The organism is Sulfitobacter aquimarinus (assembly GCF_040149565.1).
GTDB classification, from domain to species: domain Bacteria; phylum Pseudomonadota; class Alphaproteobacteria; order Rhodobacterales; family Rhodobacteraceae; genus Sulfitobacter; species Sulfitobacter aquimarinus.
The window spans coordinates 523826-542544 of sequence record NZ_JBEFLO010000001.1; the positions used below are offsets into that span (position 1 = coordinate 523826).

Genomic DNA, 18719 nt, shown 5'->3' on the forward strand with positions numbered 1-18719 from the left:
CTCCCACGAGGGGGAGGTGGTAATTCCCTTTGCCTTGAGGGCGGCGCGACATGCACGCCGCCCCCAGCATAGGAAGTGTCGTCAGTTCTTAAACAGCGAACATCAGCAGAAGGGCTACGAGGAATGCGAAGATCCCCAGAGCTTCTGCAAAGGCGATGCCGATGAAGAGTGTTGCAGTCTGCGACGCAGCTGCGGATGGGTTGCGCAATGCGCCTGCGAGGTAGTTACCTGCAACGTTACCAACCCCGATTGCGGCTGCGCCGGAACCGATTGCTGCCAGACCTGCGCCGATGTGTGCGAGTTCGCCTTCCATGATATTCTCCTATGCGTTGGAAGTTAGATAAGGTGGGACAGGCAGACGCCTGCACCCAGTCGTTAGTGGTGTGGGTGAAGTGCGTCCTTGAGGTACACACACGTCAGGATCGTGAAGACATACGCCTGAATGAAGGACACGAGGACCTCCAGACCGTACATCGCCGTGATCCCGAGGATCGCGACAGGCGACACAGCAACCAGTGCTGCAAAGCCCGCAAAAACTTTGATAACGGCGTGGCCCGCCATAACGTTGCCTGCCAAACGAATGGAGTGGCTAACGGGGCGCACGAAATACGAGATAAGCTCGATCACCGCCAGAACAGGGCGCAGCGCGAGGGGCGCAGAGGCCACCCAGAACAAGCTCAGGAAGCCTGCGCCGTTTTTCACAAAACCCAGAACGGTAACAACGATGAACACAGCAAAAGCCAAAACAACGGTCACGGCAAAGTGGGAGGTGGGCGTGAAGGCTGTCGGGATCAGGCCGAGGAAGTTGGCGCAAACGATAAACATGAACAGCGTCATGATATAGGGGAAGTACTTGACCCCTTCTTTACCGCAGATGTCTTCGACCATCTTGTAAACAAAACCATAGGCCAGTTCGGCAACCGACTGCATACGGCCAGGAATTACAGAGCGCTTGGAGGTGGACACCACCAGCAGCAAGAACACCGCGATCACAGCAAAGATCGTCCAAAGCGCGGCGTTCGTGAAAGTGAACCACTGCACAGGGCCATCGCCCGTCAGGGGCGATACGATGAACTGATCCATCGGGTGAAAGACCAAACCGCCTGTCTCTGCGCCTGTATCTGATGCCATGATGCGGCCCCTTAGCTTTGCTCACCCGAAGAAACGGGTTGTGTGTCATCTGCCCCTTGGGGCGTCTCGTTTTCGTCTGCCAGCTTCTTGTCCTGCATTTCCTGCGCGGAACGGAGCATCGTTTTCACTCCGGCCGCGAGGCCCAACATAACAAACAGCACCATAAATATGGGCAGCGTTCCAAAGAACAGATCCAGCCCGTATCCGATGCCGAAACCGATCCCAAGACCGGCCACCAGCTCTATCACCATCCGCCATGCCATCTGGGCTTGGGAATAATGCTCATCCACCCGCGGCTTGGGTTCTTGCAAACCCTTTGCAGCTGCAATCCGTGCCTTGATCTCGGCCATCTCTGCCTTGCGATCGTGCTCGTCCACTTCTGCGCCCCCGCTTGGGATGTGTTGCGGCATACTTAATGCGGGGTAAACCCCGAGTCAACGCGATCCGAGCGCTGGTTAATTACTTGAAATTCCGTGGTAATTTCTACGAACAGGATTCGCGGGTGCGCCAAAATCGGCCCTCAAAGCCCTCAATCGTTATTCAACCATTCGGTTGATTGTCGCACGCGCACGCTTCCCCCCTGCCCCGATCGGCGCTATGCACGGGCTATGGTAGCCACCCTTGATACAACCTTTGCAGCACTGGCCGATCCGACGCGGCGTGCGATCCTTGCGATGCTGCTGGAGGACGATATGGCCGTCACCGATGTGGCAGAGCCGTTTGACGTGTCGCTGGCCGCGATTTCCAAACACCTGACGGTGCTGACCGCAGCAGGTCTGATTACCCAGGAAAAACGCGGACGCGTGAAATGGTGCAAGCTGGAGCCGGACGCCATGCGGGCCGCCTCTGTCTGGATGCAGGGGTTCGGGCAGTTCGAGCCTGTGAACCTTGACGCGTTCGAGCGGTTCTTGAAGGCCGAGCTGTCGGACACCACCGACCCCCAAACGTAAAAGAGGAGCCCGTGAAGGCTCCTCTTTGATCGCAACTAAGCGGGTGGGCAGTTACAGAACGAACTGAACGATTGCCAGTACGATGACCACAAGGCCGACGAGATAAATAATGTTACGCATGTTGCTTCCTTCACATTTGATATGGGAAGGTAACGCCGGTCCGCGCAAAATAGTTCCGCCCTCGGTAACTTATTATTTACCGCCCTCGTCCCGCAACAGCATGAGAAGCGCCAGCACTGTCAGTGCGATCCCCGCGACAATCATCACAGGCGGCAGAGGATTGCCCAGCGCCGCCTCCCAACCGATGACCCAACTGGGCACGAGGTAGGTGTAGGCCATCACCTTGGCCGAAGGCAGGCGCAGCGTGGCAAATTGCACGAGGACAAAGGTGATCGAGCTGGCGCAGATCGACACATACAGGATCGTGACCCAGACCAGCGGCCGCAGCCCGCTCCAATCGGTTGCGGCAATATCGCCCGCCCCGACCATTATCAGCCAAAGCGCCCCCGCAACCAACACCCCGAACGAGAACACCACTGCCGTCTCGCCGCGGTTCAGCTTGCGCACCAGCGGCGTATAGAGGGCGTGGGCAATGCAGCCGAAGAAAAAGATCACCTCGCCACGACCCACATCAAACGCAAGGATCGCAGCCATATCGGCGCGAAAGATTACCCAAAGCGCGCCCAATCCCCCGATCGTCAGCGCCAGTGCCATGCGCGGCGTCATACGCTGGCGCAGCAAGAACCAGCCGAACACGCCCGACATCGCGGGCACCAATGTGAACACCGCCGCCGAACTGACAGGGGGCGAAGTCTTTAGCCCCTCGAACATCAGCACAAAATAGATCGCAAACAAGCCACCCAGCAAAGCGTACCGCCAAGGCGCGGCCAGGGCGCTGCGCGGGATGCCCGTGGTCGCCATCGCAAACGCGCCCACAACGCCCCCCGCAATCACAAACCGGATTGCATTCAGCGCAAGCGGCGCGATTTCATTCGCGACCATCCCACCAAGCGAGAACGACCCCGCAACCAGCGCCGAGAACACCAGCATCGCAAGATGCCCCTGTGCCTGCGGCGTCATCCTATAGCATTCCTTCTTTGACGCGAGCCTTCAGGAATTGCAGCAGGGCCTGCACTTTGCTGGTGCGGTGCAAATCTACATGGGTAACCAACCACAAAGGCGCCGACCATTCCGGCTGTGGCGCCGAGATCTGCACCAGATCAGGCAGGGCCGCCGCCTCTTGCGGGGGCATAAACCCGATGCCCGCCCCTGCAATCACCGCCAGCGACATGGCTGTCGTATCGTTGCTGCGAAACACGATATTGTCGCGCGGCACTTTACTCGCAAGCCATTGGTGGAAGGGGGCCCGCGTCTCGGCGTCCTCATACCCGACAAAACGGTGCGCGGCGTAATCCTCGATGCTGTTGGGAATGCCGTAGAGATCAACATAGCTTTTTGAGGCATAGAGCCCGACCGCCATATCCGTTAGGGATTGGACGACATTGTCGGGCTGCTCTGGCGCGGATCCTGCGCGCACGGCCACATGGGCCTCGCCGTATTCCAGACGGAACAGCCTGTTGCCCGTGAGGTAGCGGACAATCACATCGGGGTATTGCTGTTGAAAGGCCGTAAGCGCAGGCGTGATGCGCGGGGCCAATGCGACAAGGGACGTCACGACCAGATCGCCCGACACCTCGGTGCCCTGCCCCTTGATCCGGCTATATAACTGCCCCAACTGGTCTTCGGTCGCTTGGGCCACGCGCAACAGGTCGGCCCCTGCTTCGGTCGGGGTATAGCCGCGGGCATGGCGCTGGAACAGCTTTATGCCCAACCGTTGTTCAAGCGCATCTACGTGACGGATGACCGTGGCGTGATGCACGCCCAGCTTTTCCGCCGCACCGCTGACCGTTCCCATCCGCGCTACCTGATAGGCGGTGCGCACCTCGTCCCAATTCTCCATGCGTACCCTGTGCATCTGCGAACATTATACCAAGTGTATTCGCCCCTTTGTGCAAAATTGCAAGGCGCTGCTTGTCCGCTGCTTTGACACCGCTGCTACCGTCCCGCAAAATGCTGCGATGAAAATCACCCGCAATATCCCCGATCATCTGATCATCGAGAATAACCCCCTCCCCCTTGCGATCATCGTGATCCTCTTTGCTCTCACCTTTGTCAGTGTCGGCGTTGTGATAGTCGCGGCAGGCGCGTGGATGGGGAGTGTGTTTATCTTTGCGGGGCTGTTCTTTGGCGTGGTTTTCACAATCGTATTTGTGCGCCGCGTACAGCTGGTGCTGGACCGCCCGAACAACCGGATCGAGCTGCGCAAACGCACGCTTCTGGGCTATAGCGCGCAGACTTGGCCGCTGGATAGGCTGGACCATGCGATCGTAGAGACGATGGACAACTCGGGCAGGCGCAAACGCCGCCGCTCTGGCCGTAATCGCCGATATGGCGCGGCAAAGACCCACCGTGCGGTGATGGTATTCCCGCAAGCCACGCATCCTGTCACCTCTGTCTATTCTTCCGGCCCAAGTGCAGCCAACACCGCAGAGGCGATTAACAGCTGGCTCAAATCCACCTCGCCCTGACCGTTAGTCACTGCACGGTTGACTCGCGCCCGCGACAGGCGTAAATCCCACGCAATCTCCGGAAGCAGTGCCTTCCGGTCCTGACCTGTTCAGGATCGCCCCCAGTCAGCGTTTTACGCCCACTGGGGCAACACCGTATGGGTTTGCGCCTTTTTGAAAAGGGGCGGCGATGTTTGATGTATTCTCGCGGGGGGCCTACATTGGGCGCACCGCAACCGACGTGAAAGGGGCATCTGCCCATGTTTGAAAATCTCAGCGAACGCCTCTCTGGTGTCTTTGACCGCCTGACCAAACAGGGCGCCCTGTCAGAGGAAGACGTCAAAACCGCCCTGCGCGAAGTGCGCGTTGCGCTGCTTGAGGCTGATGTTTCGCTGCCGGTTGCGCGTGATTTTGTGAAGGCCGTGCAGGACAAGGCCACAGGCCAGGCCGTCACCAAATCCATCACGCCCGGTCAGCAGGTCGTCAAAATCGTGCATGACGCGCTTATCGACACGCTGCGCGGTGAAGGAGAGCCGGGCGCGCTGAAGATCGACAACCCGCCCGCGTCGCTTCTTATGGTCGGCTTGCAGGGCGGCGGTAAGACGACAACCACCGCCAAGCTGGCAAAACGTCTGAAGGAAAAAGACGGCAAGCGCGTGCTCATGGCCTCACTCGACGTGAACCGCCCCGCCGCGATGGAGCAGTTGGCGATCCTTGGCACGCAGATCGGCGTCGACACGCTGCCGATCGTCAAAGGCGAAAACCCCGTCCAGATCGCCAAACGGACCAAGACCCAGGCAAGCCTTGGCGGCTATGACGTCTATATGCTCGACACCGCGGGCCGCCTGTCCATCGACGAAGAGCTGATGGCGCAGGTCGAAGCCGTGCGCGATGTCGTCACGCCCCGCGAGACGCTGTTGGTTGTTGACGGCCTGACAGGTCAGGACGCGGTGCAAACCGCCGACAACTTCAACCAGCGCATCGGCATCACTGGCGTTGTGCTGACGCGGATGGACGGCGACGGGCGCGGCGGTGCGGCGCTGTCGATGCGCGCGGTGACGGGCAAGCCGATCAAATATGTCGGCCTTGGCGAAAAGATGGACGCGCTCGAGACGTTCGAGCCTGAGCGGATCGCGGGCCGTATTCTTGGCATGGGCGACATTGTTGCGTTGGTCGAGAAGGCGCAGGAAACCATCGAGGCCGAGCAAGCCGAAAAGATGATGAAGCGCATGGCGAAGGGTCAGTTCAACATGAACGACCTCAAAATGCAGCTGGAACAGATGATCAAGATGGGCGGGATGCAAGGCATGATGGGCATGATGCCCGGCATGGGCAAAATGGCCAAACAGGTCGAGGACGCAGGCCTTGACGATAAAGTCCTGCAACAGCAGATCGCGCTCATTAACTCGATGACGAAACGCGAACGCGCCAACCCTGCTCTGCTGCAAGCCAGCCGCAAGAAACGCATCGCCAAAGGTGCGGGCATGGAAGTGTCCGACCTCAACAAGCTGATGAAGATGCAGCGCCAGATGTCCGACGTGATGAAGAAGATGGGCAAAGGCAAAGGCGGCATGATGAAAGCCGCGATGAAGCAAATGATGGGTAAAGGCGGCGCAGGCATGGACCCTGCTGCAATGGCCCAAGGCATGGACCCCAAAGCGCTGGAAGCGGCTGCCAAACAGATGGGCGGCAAACTGCCCGGCATGGGCGGCATGGGATTGCCTGCGGGCCTGTCAGGCTTCGGAAAGAAGAAGTGATCACGATCCCCGTCATAAATACGGAGCGGCTTATCCTGCGCGGCCCGCGCGAAAGCGACTTCGAAGCTTTCGCGGCGTTTGGCGCGTCCGAGCGGTCCAGATGGGTGGGCGGCCCCTATCCGCGCATCCGCAACTGGGGCGGATTTCTGGCCACCTTCGGGCATTGGGCCCTGCGCGGCTATGGGATGTGGATGCTGGAAGATCGCACCACCGGCGCGACGGCTGGCCGTGTCGGCATGATCTATAATGACGGCTGGGAAGAACCCGAGCTGGGCTGGCATATATTCGACGGTTTCGAGGGCAAAGGCATGGCCTATGAAGCCGCGGAAGCTGCCCGCAGCTATGCCGCGACACATTACAATCTGGACGGGGTGATCAGCTATATTGCTCCCGACAACCTGCGCTCTATCGCTTTGGCAGAGCGTTTAGGTGCAACACTGGAACGCGTTGGCACCCTTTTGGGTCACGAAGCGCATATCTATCGCCACCCCAAGGAGACATCATGACCGACGCCGTTCAACGCGCTGCCGAAGTGCTCTCCGAGCACCGCGCCAGCATCGACCGCCTCGACGCGATCCTTGTCTACACGCTGGGCGAGCGGTTTAAACACACACAGGCTGTGGGGAAACTCAAAGCCGAACACGACCTTCCCCCGTCCGATCCCACCCGCGAAGCGGGCCAGATTGCGCGGCTCGAAGATTTGGCGAAACGGGCCGATCTGGACCCCGAATTCGCCAAGAAGTTTCTTAACTTCATCATCGCTGAAGTCATTCAGCACCACCAACAACATCAATCCTAACCAAATGCGCACCTCTGGTGTGACAAGATAAAACCAAAAGGAAATCAATACCATGGCCATGAAAATTCGCCTCGCCCGCGGCGGCTCCAAAAAGCGCCCCTTCTATCGTATCGTTGCAGCGGACAGCCGCATGCCACGCGACGGCCGCTACATCGAAAAGCTGGGCACATATGCGCCTCTGCTCCCCAAAGACAGCGAAGACCGCGTCAAAATGAACATGGAGCGGGTCGAGTACTGGCTGGGTGAAGGCGCGCAGCCAACCGAGCGTGTTCAGCGTATGCTGGAAGCCGCAGGCGCACGCCCCAAGAAAGAGCGTAACAACCCCAACAAAGGCACGCCGGGCAAGAAAGCCCAAGAGCGCGCACAAGAGAAAGCCGACAAGGCCGCCGCAGCAGCAGAAGCCGCAGCAGCACCAGCCGAAGAAGCACCCGCAGCAGAAGAAGCAGCGGCAGAATAATCAGGACTGCCTCGGCATGCATGCATTCTCGGATGAATTCCGTGCCGAACTGGGCAACCTGATGAAGTGGCGCCGCGACGTGCGCCACTTCAAAACCGACCCTGTGGACGAGGCGCTCGTGAGCGAGTGTCTCTCTACGCTCTCCCTCGCCCCCTCTGTGGGCCTGTCAGAACCTTGGCGCGTGATCCGCGTCCGCTCAGACACCGCACGCGCAAATGCGCTGCAAAACTTCCAATCCGCAAACGCGCAGGCCCTTGATGGGTATAGTGGCGACAAGGCCGAACTTTATGCAGGCCTCAAACTGTCGGGCATGCAGGACGCGCCCGAACATATCGCCATTTTCTGCGATGACGACACGGCCAAGGGCGCGGGGTTGGGTGCGGGCACCATGCCAGAGATGCGCCGTTATTCCGTGGTCGGGGCGATTACGTTGATGTGGCTGCACGCCCGCACGCTTGGGCTTGGCATTGGTTGGGTGTCGATCCTTGACCCCCACCAATTGTCACGCGATCTGGATGCGCCCGAAGGCTGGTCCCTTGTCGCTTATCTTTGCCTTGGCTGGCCGCAAGATGTATCCCTGACACCAGAGCTTGAAACCAAAGGCTGGGAGGCGCGTGCCGCCGCCCTGCATATCAAGGACCGCTGATGTTCAAACTACTCAAATTCCTCACCGTTCTGTGCCTTGGCGCGGTTCTGGGCTTTCAACTACACGGGATGCTGTCCAAGGCAGAATGCAGTGCATCGGGCGGCGACTGGAACGACTCGATCTGCTACGCACAGGAGCAATCGCAATGAGCAACGAACACATCTGCGTTGGCGTCATTTCGGGCGCCTATGGCGTGCAAGGAGAACTGCGGATCAAGAGTTTCTGCGCCATCCCCGAAGATATTGAACACTACAGCCCGCTGACGGACGCCCGCGGCCACGAGAAATTCCAGCTCGCGATTTTACGGCCCATCAAGAACGGCTTTGCTGCACGCCTGCCCCAAGTCTCAAGCAAGGAAGACGCAGACGCCCTGCGCGGCACGCAGCTGTTTGCGCAGCGCGATCAACTGCCGTCCCTGCCGGATGATGAATTCTACCACGCCGATCTGATCGGTTTGCAGGTCTATGACACGGGCGGCGTATTACTGGGCCGTGTGAAGACCGTGCAGAACCACGGCGCCGATGATCTGCTGGAGCTACAGCTCAGCGGGTCGTCGACCACGACCTTCTTGCCCTTTACAAAGGCCGCAGTGCCGACTGTTGATCTGGCTTCGGGGCGTCTGGTTGCCGACCCGCCCGACGGCGTCATGCCGACACCCAAAACCGCCACGCGGGACTAACCATGCGGCGGATCCTGATCCATGCGGGTTTTCACAAGACGGGCACCACCCATTTGCAACAAACGCTGCGGGCCAATCGCGCCGCATTGCGCCCCGACATCCGGCTGGTCCTGCGCCCCGGCATGACGGCCCTGTGCGAAAGCGCCCGCGCCTATAGCAAATCGCGTGAGGATTACGATCTGGGGTTGGTGAAATACGAAACCGCCCAACTGATAGAACACCTTGATGCCGAAGAGGCCACCACGATCATTCTCAGCAGTGAGGACCTGAGCGGGCATATGCCCGGCCGTCACGGGCTGCACGGCTATGGCGCCGCACCCGATCTGATGCGGGCGCTGTCTGTTGCCTTCAACGCAGCCTCCCCCGACGATACGGTCGAATTCTTCTTTACCACCCGCACGGCAGAACCTTGGTTGCGCAGTTGCTATGCCCAACATCTGCGGGCGTCCCGCATGGTCTGGGACGAAGAGGATTACCTCAAACGCATGAGATCGTCCGCCGACCACGGCGCGGTGTTTGACCTGATCCGCCCCGAAATCGCGGGCCACACCCTGACCATCGCAGCGCTTGAGGATTACAGCGACGATCCCCTTGGCCTTGCAGGCGCAGTGCTGGACCGCCTGGGCTTTGAAGCGGCCCGCCGTGCAGGCCTCACCCCGTCAGACACCCGCAATGCTGCCCAGTCAGAAACGCTCAAGGCCGAGTTGCTGGCGCTGAACCGCTCTGACCTCGGCACGCCAGAGCTGCGCCGCGCAAAGCGTGCCTTGATCCAAGGTGCCGGCTGATGCCCCGCAAGATTGTTCTGCACGCAGGATTTCACAAGACAGGCACTTCTACGGTGCAGGCGGTTTTGCGCGCCAACCGCAAGGCGCTGATGCCCGCGCTTGCCATTCGCCTCAAAGGGCAGATGCAAGAGCTGATGCACGCGACGCGTGGGTATTCGACCTATGGCACGGCGGATGCGCTGGACAAGGTAAGCCGCCGCTTTGACGCGCTGCTGGCCGACCTGCCTGGCATGCCCCGCCGCACCTTGCTCATTAGTGCCGAGGAGCTTTCGGGCCATATGCCGGGGCGCGGTGCGCTAGCCGATTATTCAGCCGCACCCGTGCTGATGTATCTGTACTGGCAACGCGCCCAGCGGGCATTCCCCAAAACGCCTGTGGTGTTTTGCTTTTCCACCCGCGACTCTGCGGCATGGCAGCGCTCCTCCTGGGCCGAGCATGTGAAGTCCTCGGGCATGACGCAGGATTTCGACACCTATTGCGCCAGCTACCCTGCCGCCGCTGAACTGGCGCAGACAGTGCAAGAGATTTCGCGCCGTGTGCCTGCGCCTGTGCATTCGTTTGCATTGGAAGACTGCGCGGGCCTGCCGCTGGGTCCTGCGGACCCCGTGCTGGACTTGTGCGATATTCCCGACGCACTGCGAACGGCGCTTGTGCCGCAGCCTGTGCAGAACGCACAACTGGATGCACAGACCCTCGAAGATTTGCGACAGATCAACAGAGCCCACTCAGATGCAGACGCCCGCAACGCCGCCAAAGCGGCGCGTCTGGCGCAAGGAAACCAGCAATGACCACGCCCACCCGCAGCCACGGCAAACAGCGCGTCACCGCCACGTTCAAGCCCCGCGAGCTGATGCAGGACACTCCCGACTATGCAGGCGTCTGGCAAGCCCATGTCATCACCCTCTTCCCCGAGATGTTCCCCGGCGTTTTGGGCGGCAGCCTGACGGGCCGCGCCCTGAAGGAAGGCGCATGGCAACTGCACGCGCATGATCTGCGGGCGCACGGGCTGACCAAACACCGCAACGTCGATGACACACCTGCGGGCGGTGGCGCGGGCATGGTGCTGCGTGCTGACGTCCTTGGCCCCGCGATCGAGGATGTCCAGACCCGCGCCCAAGGCCGCTGGCCGATCTTGTATATGTCGCCGCGCGGGCGCAGGTTCGATCAGGCAATGGCGCGTGATCTGTCCCGCTGCGCAGGCGTCACCATGCTGTGCGGCCGTTTCGAAGGCGTGGACGAGCGGGTGATCGAACATTACGGCATCACCGAAGTCTCCCTTGGAGATTTTGTGATGACCGGAGGCGAGCTGGCAGCCCAAGCCATGATCGACGCCACCGTGCGCCTGCTGCCCGGTGTGCTTGGCAATGCCGACAGCACGGTCGAGGAGAGCCACTCGGCTGGCCTGTTGGAGCATCCGCAGTACACAAAGCCCGCCGAATGGATGGGCCGTGAAATCCCGCCTGTTCTGATGTCGGGCAACCACGCAAAGATCGCCGAATGGCGGCGTGAGATGTCGCATAAACTGACCGCTGAACGCCGTCCCGATCTGTGGGCCAAGCACCCCGAGAACAAGGATGAGTAGCTGGGCAGCACTTGAGGCCGAGCTGGCCGCATGGGAGGCCATTGGCCAAACCCCACGCCTGTGGTGGCGTGATGATGACGCGCAAACGGTCACGCCTGATCTGGAAACGCTGCTGGAGCTATCACACCGCTACCGCGTGCCCGCGCATCTGTCGGTGATCCCTGACGGCGTGCAACGCGACCTTGCCCAACGCCTGCGCGATACGGATACGGTATGGGTTTTGCAACACGGGCTGCGACACGTGAACCACGCGCCCAAGGGCGATCCGGCCTCCGAGGTGGGCAATGCCCGTGATCTAACGCTGGCACGGTCCGATCTGGCACGCGGCTGGGCGCTGCTGCAAGAGGTTGATATGCCTCATCTGCTGGCGGGCTTTGTGCCGCCGTGGAACCGTATCGGCGGTGCCATCCGCAGGCAGCTGCCCGATTGGGGCTACACCTTCCTGAGCGCTTACGAAGGGCGCGGCGACGCTGCCCCCATCGCGGGCCTGACCCATATCGACGCGCATCTGGACCCGATCCGCTGGAAATACGACCGCGTTTTTCGCGGTGAGGACAAGATGCTGGCGATGTTGATAGAGCATCTGGCCGATCGCCGCACAAGCGGCCCGCACCGCCCTGTCGGATACGTCACGCACCACCTGCAAACCGAAGCCGCTATATGGCACTTCACCGACCGCCTGTTCGCCCGCACACAGGGCATGTGGTTGGACGTGCCGCAAATGCAAAAGGACGCCTGAGCTATGGTCGAGATCAGATTTGCCACCACGTCCGAGCGCACGCAGGTCGAAGCGTTCATGCACACCGCCTTCCCCCGCGCCAAATGGGGACGTGACGGATGGACCCGCCTGCTGGCCAATCGCTGGGGCGGGGCGCAGGGTGAGTTTGCGGTGACCGCATGGGACGGCAAAACACTGGTCGGTGTGATGGGCATGAACGACAGCCTCCGGCACACCCCGCGCGGGCCGCAACGCTACCGCAACCTCACGTCTTGGTACGTGCTAAAGACCCACCGCGGGATGGGCTTGGGCGAGAAGTTGATGCACACGGCGATGGCCGACCCGCAGGTGACCTCGACCAACCTGACCAGCGCCAAGGCGGCGCTGCCGTTGGTGGACCGCATCGGATTTAAGGTGCTGGACGATGCGCGCCACGTCTGGCGGAAAAGCAGCGGGACCGCGTTAAGCCACACGCGCGACCCGTTGGCCGAGGCCGCGTTGAGCGCCGTCGATGCGCAGGTCCTGCGCGATCACGCGGATCTGAACCTGAAACCTGTTGCGATCGAGACTGCGGAGGGCCTGCTGACGCTGGTGCTGTCGGTCAAACAAAAGGTTGATGAATACGTCACACACGAAGTCGTCTATGTCGGCCAGCCCGATCTGTTGGCGCGTCACGGGCGGGCCGTTGCCGATACGGTTTTGCCCGACACCCCTTCGGTGTTCAGCGTCGATACCCGCCTTGCGGCAGGTGCCACACCGGACGAAACGACCCCGATCGAGGTGGCGCGGTTCTACAAAGGCAACAGCCTGCTGCCATCCGAGATTGATCATATGTATTCCGAGATCGTGCTGATGGATATGAAGCTCTACTGAACCCTTGCCCACCATTGCAATCGCGCCTATACGGCACAGGTCTGGCCCGCGTATGCGATTCTGGACGCGTGTCCTATGGACACAATCAAAGCAAAGACGATGCTACCTTTGGTGGGCTGTGCGCAGACCCGACAGGACAGACCAAAGCTCTGGGATCACCGTAAAAACTTCGTGGCATACCACGAGCATCATAGGAGCGTCAGATGAACCTGATTGCAGAAATCGAAGCGGAGCACATCGCCGAGCTTGCCAAGGAAATCCCTGATTTCCGCGCCGGTGACACCATCCGCGTCGGCTTTAAAGTGACCGAAGGTACACGTACCCGTGTGCAGAACTATGAAGGTGTTTGCATCAGCCGCAAGCACGGCAAAGGCATCGCCGGCGCATTCACAGTTCGCAAAATCTCATTCGGCGAAGGTGTGGAGCGTGTCTTCCCGCTGCACTCCACCAACATCGACAGCATCACCGTGGTCCGCCGTGGCCGTGTGCGTCGCGCCAAACTGTACTATCTCCGCTCGCGCCGTGGTAAATCCGCGCGTATCGTCGAGAATACAAACTACAAAGCACCGAAGGGGTAAATCAGATGAAAACCGATACACATCCCGAATACCACACGATCAACGTGAAAATGACCGACGGCACCATCGTCGAGATGAAGTCCACATGGGGCAAGGAAGGCGACCAGCTGTCGCTTGATATCGACCCCTCCGTGCACCCTGCATGGACCGGCGGCACCAGCCGTCTGATGGACACCGGCGGCCGCGTGTCCAAGTTCAAAAACAAATACGCAGGTCTTACGCTGTAAGCTTTGCTTTTGTAGAAATGATAAAAGGCGTGGGTCCAGTTGGACCCGCGCCTTTTTCGTTTGTGGCAGCTTGGCATCATTGCCCCGATGTCCGACACACCGCATGGCGAAAGGCGCAGTGGTCACCTGTGCGGACGAGAACCGGCCTCTGCATACCGATCCGTTTTCGGGCTGTAAAAGCAACAGGAATCCTTGGTGCGTTGGCATCAACGCGTTCACCGCTTTTCAAAGCGTCACACCCTACATATAGTGGTGTTTAATCAGCCTCGTACCTGCGGGGCATCTACCAAAAGGGCATCCAGCATGGCGCATATTATCGTCGTCGGAAATGAAAAAGGCGGCGCGGGGAAATCGACGGTTTCCATGCATGTCGCCACAGCACTGGCGCGGATGGGCCACAAGGTCAGCGCACTGGATCTGGACCTGCGCCAGCGGACGTTCGGGCGCTATTCCGACAATCGCAAATCCTTTTTGGCCGAGGCGGGCATCGACCTGCCTAGCCCACGGTGCCATGAACTGCCCGAAGTGAACGCGAGCGATCTGCAACCCGGCGAGAACGTCTATGACCACCGCCTGTCCGCCGCTGTGGCCGAGCTTGAGCCGAACAACGATTTCATCCTGATCGACTGCCCCGGATCGCACACCCGCCTTAGTCAGGTTGCGCATAGTCTGGCAGACACGCTGATCACGCCGCTGAACGACAGCTTCATCGACTTTGACTTGCTGGCCCATATCGACGCATCCGGCGACAAGATCACCGGCCCTTCCGTCTATTCCGAAATGGTGTGGAATGCGCGGCAGTTGCGTGCGCAGGCGGGCCTGCCGCCGATCGACTGGGTCGTGGTGCGCAACCGCATGGGCGCGCAGCGCATGGTCAACAAAGAAAAGATGGAGCGTGCGATCCAGAACCTGAGCAAGCGCATCGGCTTTCGCATCGCCCCCGGCTTTAACGAGCGTGTGATTTTCCGCGAGCTGTTCCCCCGTGGTCTGACATTGCTGGACCTCAAGGATATTGGCGTCAAACAGCTCAATATCTCGAATGTCGCCGCGCGGCAGGAACTGCGCGACCTGATCAAGGCGCTGAACCTGCCGGGTGTTGACGCGGACTTTTAGGTCAGTGGTCTGCGCCTAAACAGCAAGACCACGTTCGAGGCAAACAACGCCCCCATCACCACAGCGCCGCCACCATCGAGACATGGCGCACCGGACGGGCCGCCGCCAAACCCGCAGCGAACATGGCGGAGACCACCAGCGCCGTCAGATCCCCTTTCCACGATGCGCCTTCGGTTTCGCCCGAACCGTAGGCGATAATGCCCAGCCCCGCCGCCGCGGCGAGAATGGTCATCAACATGCGTCGCGTGATCGGCTCTGCCAGAAACACACGGCTAAAGATCATTGCGAAGACAGGCATCGAGGCAACGATAAACACCACATTGGCGACCGAAGTATGGGCCACAGCCAGCACGAACAGCACCCCGCTGAGCCCTGTGCAGATCACATAGACGACCCCAGCGGCCCCCGTCTTCAACACCGCTCGAAACGGCGCGATACCTTGCCACACAAACAGCCCGACAGCGGTCAACACGCCCGCAGCCACCATGCGCCAAAACGCGATGACCAGCGCGTCCGCCTCGATCAGCCGCACAAACAAACTATCTGGCACGACGAACAGAACGCCGGGCGCGGTAATCAATACGCCTTTAAGATGCGGTGCATCCCCGTAGGGGTGGCGGGTTTTGCAGGCGGCGTAAAGCGCCATATCCTCGACAGGTGCCACATGCGTGATATCTGAAGGCACAAGAAGAAGGATCAAGCCATGCAAGACATCGCCATTCCCCGCAGCCTGTTGCGTCGTGCGGATGCTTTTGGCGGGCAGCGCATTGGGGATTGCCAGCGCGGCGCGCCTGTTATCGCAGACCACCGAATCGTGGGCCTAGAGACGGCAGTGGTGACCGCACATCCGCAGGTGGTTATCCCCGCGCCGACCGATCCGCATTGCCATCTGGATAAATGCCACACCATCGGGCGGCTTGGCCCTGTGGCGGGGGACCTTGCGGCTGCCATAGCGGCCCAGTCGCGCGACAAGGCCCGCTGGACCGATGATGACATCCGAACCCGCGCCACGCGCGGCCTGTCAGAGGCCCGCAGCGCTGGCGTGGGCGCACTGCGCAGCCATGTCGATTGGGGGACCAACCCGACCCCGCCGCGTGCGTGGCATGTCCTGCGCGAGATCGCAGAGCAAAGCACGGACATCACCTTGCAGCTTTGTCCGCTGATAGGGGTCGAATTAATGGCAGACCCAGACTGGGCCAAGCCCGTGGGACAGGCAGCCGCGCAGTCAGGGGGCGCTCTTGGCGCTTTTGTTCAGGGGCATGGCAACATGCAGCAGGGCATCGAGCAGATCTTTGCTTTGGCGGCGCAATACGGCCTACCGCTTGATTTTCACGTCGACGAAGGGTTGGGCGATTTGAACGGGCTTGAGGTCATTGCCGACATGGCCCTTGCAACCGGATTTGACGGGCCAGTCCTATGCGGCCATGCCGTCAGTCTGATGGACCGCGATACAGAAGCCTTTGCCCGCATCGCGGACAAGTTAGCCCGCGCAGGCATTGCGGTCTGCGCCTTGCCCACGACCAACCTGTATCTGCAAGACAGGCGCAGGGGCACGCCTGACCGCCGCGGCATAACGCGGCTGCGCGAATTGCGGGCGGCGGGTGTCACCGTTCTGACAGGCTCGGATAACGTCGCAGATGCCTTTTGTCCCCTGGGGCAATTTGATCCGCTGGCGGCCCTGCATCTTTGCGCCCTTACGGCCCATCTAGATCCGCCGATGGCGCAGTGGTTGCCCATGATCACCACCGATGCCCGCACCGCGATGGGCCTGCCCGCACTTTATATCGAAGACACGCCGCTGTCGCTGCTGCGCATCAGCGACGCGACTGATTGCGAGAGCCTGGTTGCAGGCCGCAGCCCCCTGCGCCCGTTGAAACCAATCGCGCAACACTCGCTAAAAGCCCCCTACTGATACAGCGCGCCGCGCGGCTGAAATGGCTGATTGATCCATCGCGGGGTTGACGGATGCTGCCCAGACCCCGATCATCCAACCGTTCCGCCTGCGCAGGTCGCGTTGACCCGACAGGCACTGGTACCAAAAGCGGGAATAACCCGTATCACCGAACCCGTTCAAACGGGTCTTATGTGGCACATGGCCCGCCGGGCCAAAGGCCATACGTACATCAGAGAGGAAGACCATGACATTCACCACACGCACCGGCACGCCGCTGCCACAAGCCATTCTGGACAGCGCAGAACAGGCAAAAGCCGATCCGGTTAACCGCCGCGAGTTTCTGGCACTGGCCAGCGCCTTTGGCGCAACTGCGGCCACCGCATACTCCATGCTGGGTATGGCAGCGCCTGCAATGGCCGACGGCCACGGCAACAAAAAGATGGGCGGCACCGTGCGCATGCAGATGGAAGTCCGCGCGCTGAAAGATCCCCGCACCTATGACTGGTCGCAGATCGCCAACTTCTCACGCGGCTGGCTGGAATATCTTGCCATCTATGAAAACGACGGCACGTTCTCACCCGGTCTGCTGGAAAACTGGGAAATCAACGACGACGCGACTGTCTACACCCTGAACGTGCGCAAGGGCGTCAAGTGGAACAACGGCGACGACTTTACCGCCGAAGACGTTGCGCGCAACATCACCGGCTGGTGTGACAAAGCCCTTGAAGGCAACTCCATGGCGGGCCGTTTCGCCACGCTGATCGACGCAGGCACCGAAAAGGCCATCGAAGGCGCGATTGAAGTTGTGGACAGCCACACTGTCAAACTGAACCTGCCTGCTTCCGACATCACGCTGATTGCCGGCATGGCCGACTATCCTGCGGCGATCGTGCACAGCACGTTCTCGGCTGACAACATGCTGGAAAACCCGGTCGGCACCGGCCCTTACCTGCCAGAATCGCTCGAGGTGGGCGTCAAAGGCGTGCTGGTCAAGAACGAAGACCACACGTGGTGGGGCACAGAAGTGTTCGGCGGCCCCTACATCGACCGCCTGGAATACATCGACTATGGCACCGACCCTGCGGCATGGATTGCAGCAGCCGAAGCCGAAGAAGTCGACGCATTCTACTCGATGGAAGGTGAGTTCATCGACATCATGAACGGCCTCGGCGGCTGGGACCAGCACGAGATCGCCACAGCGGCGACCATCGTGATCCGCCCCAACCAGTTGGCCGAAGTCGACGGCAAAAAGCCGTATGAGGACGCCCGCGTGCGCCGCGCCCTTGCGATGGCTGTAGACAACAACGTCTTGCTAGAGCTGGGTTATGGCGGGCGCGGTATCCCCGCAGAAAACCACCATGTTGGCCCCATGCACCCCGAATACGCCGAACTGCCAGCCCAAAAGGTTGATCCAGCCGCAGCCAAGGCGCTTATGGACGAAGCAGGCATGGGCGATTTCGAGCACGAGCTGTTCTCGATCGACGATGCATGGCGCAAAGACACCACCGACGCCGTGGCCGCACAACTGCGCGACGCAGGCATCAAGGTAAAGCGGACAATCCTGCCCGGCTCGACCTTCTGGAATGACTGGGTCAAATACCCGTTCTCCTCCACCAACTGGAACCACCGCCCCCTTGGCGTGCAGATCTGGGCGCTTGCCTACCGCTCGGGCGAGGCGTGGAACGAGGCAGGTTGGTCAAACGAAGAGTTCGACACACTGCTCAAAGAAGCGCTGGCGACTGCCGACGTCGAAAAGCGTCGCGCCATCATGGCGAAGGGTCAGGCCCTGATGCAAAGCGAAGGTGTGACATTGCAGCCGTACTGGCGCTCGCTCTACAACCACACCAAAGAAGGTCTGACAGGTGCCGAGCACCACATCAGCTTTGAGTACCACCCCGCACGGATGGCGTGGTCATAACCCACCCTGTCCTTCGGTGACGTTGAAGGGTCGCGCGATCTGCGC

The 18719-nt window shown here is 60.5% G+C and carries 26 protein-coding genes; 19 read left to right on the plus strand and 7 right to left on the minus strand.

What is annotated here, in order from left to right; genetic code table 11:
- Nucleotides 1-88 precede the first annotated feature (88 nt).
- From ABMC88_RS02745 to ABMC88_RS02755, 3 genes are all read right to left on the minus strand, one after another.
- The gene (locus ABMC88_RS02745; protein ID WP_011567586.1) at nt 89-313 is read right to left on the minus strand and encodes a F0F1 ATP synthase subunit C; all 225 of its coding nucleotides are present in this window, start codon (nt 311-313) and stop codon (nt 89-91) included.
- 62 nt (nt 314-375) lie between these two features.
- Nucleotides 376-1131: a F0F1 ATP synthase subunit A gene (locus ABMC88_RS02750; protein WP_349575293.1), complete on the minus strand. Its 756-nt coding sequence runs from the start codon at nt 1129-1131 to the stop codon at nt 376-378.
- Nucleotides 1132-1142: 11 nt separating this feature from the next.
- Nucleotides 1143-1481 (minus strand): AtpZ/AtpI family protein, encoded by a 339-nt coding sequence (locus ABMC88_RS02755; RefSeq protein ID WP_439655568.1) that lies wholly within the window; start codon nt 1479-1481, stop codon nt 1143-1145.
- A 258-nt stretch (nt 1482-1739) separates the two neighbouring features.
- On the opposite strand from ABMC88_RS02755, the gene ABMC88_RS02760 reads away from it, so the two are divergent.
- Entirely contained in the window at nt 1740-2081 is a 342-nt protein-coding gene (locus ABMC88_RS02760; protein WP_349575295.1) for an ArsR/SmtB family transcription factor, read from the plus strand.
- A 192-nt stretch (nt 2082-2273) separates the two neighbouring features.
- Here the strand turns inward: ABMC88_RS02760 and ABMC88_RS02765 are convergent, their stop codons facing one another.
- Together ABMC88_RS02765 and ABMC88_RS02770 are read right to left on the minus strand one after the other, a co-directional pair.
- Nucleotides 2274-3161 (minus strand): DMT family transporter, encoded by an 888-nt coding sequence (locus tag ABMC88_RS02765; RefSeq protein ID WP_349575296.1) that lies wholly within the window; start codon nt 3159-3161, stop codon nt 2274-2276.
- 1 nt (nt 3162) lies between these two features.
- Nucleotides 3163-4041 (minus strand): LysR family transcriptional regulator, encoded by an 879-nt coding sequence (locus ABMC88_RS02770; RefSeq protein WP_349575561.1) that lies wholly within the window; start codon nt 4039-4041, stop codon nt 3163-3165.
- A gap of 118 nt (nt 4042-4159) precedes the next feature.
- Here ABMC88_RS02770 and ABMC88_RS02775 point away from each other — a divergent pair, with 118 nt between their 5' ends.
- The 16 genes from ABMC88_RS02775 (at nt 4160) to ABMC88_RS02850 (ending at nt 14862) form a co-directional block, all read left to right on the plus strand.
- Nucleotides 4160-4669: a hypothetical protein gene (locus ABMC88_RS02775; RefSeq protein WP_349575297.1), complete on the plus strand. Its 510-nt coding sequence runs from the start codon at nt 4160-4162 to the stop codon at nt 4667-4669.
- 239 nt (nt 4670-4908) lie between these two features.
- A complete protein-coding gene (gene ffh, locus ABMC88_RS02780; protein ID WP_349575298.1) occupies nt 4909-6405 on the plus strand; it encodes a signal recognition particle protein in 1497 nt (498 codons plus the stop codon).
- Nucleotides 6402-6911 (plus strand): GNAT family N-acetyltransferase, encoded by a 510-nt coding sequence (locus ABMC88_RS02785; protein ID WP_349575299.1) that lies wholly within the window; start codon nt 6402-6404, stop codon nt 6909-6911. Before ffh ends, ABMC88_RS02785 begins: the two co-directional genes overlap by 4 nt.
- Nucleotides 6908-7204 (plus strand): chorismate mutase, encoded by a 297-nt coding sequence (locus ABMC88_RS02790; protein WP_349575300.1) that lies wholly within the window; start codon nt 6908-6910, stop codon nt 7202-7204. Before ABMC88_RS02785 ends, ABMC88_RS02790 begins: the two co-directional genes overlap by 4 nt.
- Before the next feature lie 52 nt (nt 7205-7256).
- Nucleotides 7257-7661 (plus strand): 30S ribosomal protein S16, encoded by a 405-nt coding sequence (rpsP, locus tag ABMC88_RS02795; RefSeq protein WP_349575301.1) that lies wholly within the window; start codon nt 7257-7259, stop codon nt 7659-7661.
- A 16-nt stretch (nt 7662-7677) separates the two neighbouring features.
- Nucleotides 7678-8307 (plus strand): 5,6-dimethylbenzimidazole synthase, encoded by a 630-nt coding sequence (gene bluB, locus ABMC88_RS02800; RefSeq protein ID WP_349575302.1) that lies wholly within the window; start codon nt 7678-7680, stop codon nt 8305-8307.
- On the plus strand, nt 8307-8456 hold the full coding sequence (locus tag ABMC88_RS02805) for a hypothetical protein (RefSeq protein ID WP_349575303.1): 150 nt from the start codon (nt 8307-8309) through the stop codon (nt 8454-8456). Before bluB ends, ABMC88_RS02805 begins: the two co-directional genes overlap by 1 nt.
- Nucleotides 8453-8986, plus strand: coding sequence for a ribosome maturation factor RimM (gene rimM / locus ABMC88_RS02810; protein ID WP_349575304.1), 534 nt, complete (start codon nt 8453-8455; stop codon nt 8984-8986). The genes ABMC88_RS02805 and rimM overlap by 4 nt, the downstream gene beginning before the upstream one ends.
- A 2-nt stretch (nt 8987-8988) precedes the next feature.
- The gene (locus ABMC88_RS02815) at nt 8989-9771 is read left to right on the plus strand and encodes a hypothetical protein (protein WP_349575305.1); all 783 of its coding nucleotides are present in this window, start codon (nt 8989-8991) and stop codon (nt 9769-9771) included.
- A complete protein-coding gene (locus tag ABMC88_RS02820) occupies nt 9771-10559 on the plus strand; it encodes a hypothetical protein (protein WP_349575306.1) in 789 nt (262 codons plus the stop codon). Before ABMC88_RS02815 ends, ABMC88_RS02820 begins: the two co-directional genes overlap by 1 nt.
- Nucleotides 10556-11353 (plus strand): tRNA (guanosine(37)-N1)-methyltransferase TrmD, encoded by a 798-nt coding sequence (trmD, locus tag ABMC88_RS02825; protein ID WP_349575307.1) that lies wholly within the window; start codon nt 10556-10558, stop codon nt 11351-11353. Before ABMC88_RS02820 ends, trmD begins: the two co-directional genes overlap by 4 nt.
- A complete protein-coding gene (locus ABMC88_RS02830; RefSeq protein ID WP_349575308.1) occupies nt 11346-12092 on the plus strand; it encodes a polysaccharide deacetylase family protein in 747 nt (248 codons plus the stop codon). The genes trmD and ABMC88_RS02830 overlap by 8 nt, the downstream gene beginning before the upstream one ends.
- Before the next feature lie 3 nt (nt 12093-12095).
- Nucleotides 12096-12944, plus strand: a complete 849-nt coding sequence (locus tag ABMC88_RS02835; protein ID WP_349575309.1) for a GNAT family N-acetyltransferase — start codon at nt 12096-12098, stop codon at nt 12942-12944.
- 203 nt (nt 12945-13147) lie between these two features.
- Nucleotides 13148-13522, plus strand: coding sequence for a 50S ribosomal protein L19 (gene rplS, locus ABMC88_RS02840; RefSeq protein WP_349575310.1), 375 nt, complete (start codon nt 13148-13150; stop codon nt 13520-13522).
- Nucleotides 13523-13527: 5 nt separating this feature from the next.
- Nucleotides 13528-13749, plus strand: coding sequence for a 50S ribosomal protein L31 (rpmE, locus tag ABMC88_RS02845; RefSeq protein WP_348418456.1), 222 nt, complete (start codon nt 13528-13530; stop codon nt 13747-13749).
- A 303-nt stretch (nt 13750-14052) separates the two neighbouring features.
- Entirely contained in the window at nt 14053-14862 is an 810-nt protein-coding gene (locus tag ABMC88_RS02850; RefSeq protein ID WP_349575311.1) for a division plane positioning ATPase MipZ, read from the plus strand.
- Nucleotides 14863-14917: 55 nt separating this feature from the next.
- Here the strand turns inward: ABMC88_RS02850 and ABMC88_RS02855 are convergent, their stop codons facing one another.
- Nucleotides 14918-15562, minus strand: a complete 645-nt coding sequence (locus ABMC88_RS02855) for an EamA family transporter (protein ID WP_349575312.1) — start codon at nt 15560-15562, stop codon at nt 14918-14920.
- Between the two features lie 3 nt (nt 15563-15565).
- Between ABMC88_RS02855 and ABMC88_RS02860 the strand changes: the two genes are divergently transcribed.
- Nucleotides 15566-16774 (plus strand): amidohydrolase family protein, encoded by a 1209-nt coding sequence (locus ABMC88_RS02860; RefSeq protein WP_349575313.1) that lies wholly within the window; start codon nt 15566-15568, stop codon nt 16772-16774.
- Here ABMC88_RS02860 and ABMC88_RS02865 read toward each other — a convergent pair.
- A complete protein-coding gene (locus ABMC88_RS02865; protein ID WP_349575314.1) occupies nt 16757-17002 on the minus strand; it encodes a hypothetical protein in 246 nt (81 codons plus the stop codon). The genes ABMC88_RS02860 and ABMC88_RS02865 overlap by 18 nt on opposite strands.
- On the opposite strand from ABMC88_RS02865, the gene ABMC88_RS02870 reads away from it, so the two are divergent.
- Nucleotides 17001-18674, plus strand: coding sequence for an ABC transporter substrate-binding protein (locus ABMC88_RS02870; RefSeq protein WP_349575315.1), 1674 nt, complete (start codon nt 17001-17003; stop codon nt 18672-18674). The two genes, ABMC88_RS02865 and ABMC88_RS02870, sit on opposite strands and share 2 nt — an antisense overlap.
- Nucleotides 18675-18719 lie beyond the last annotated feature (45 nt).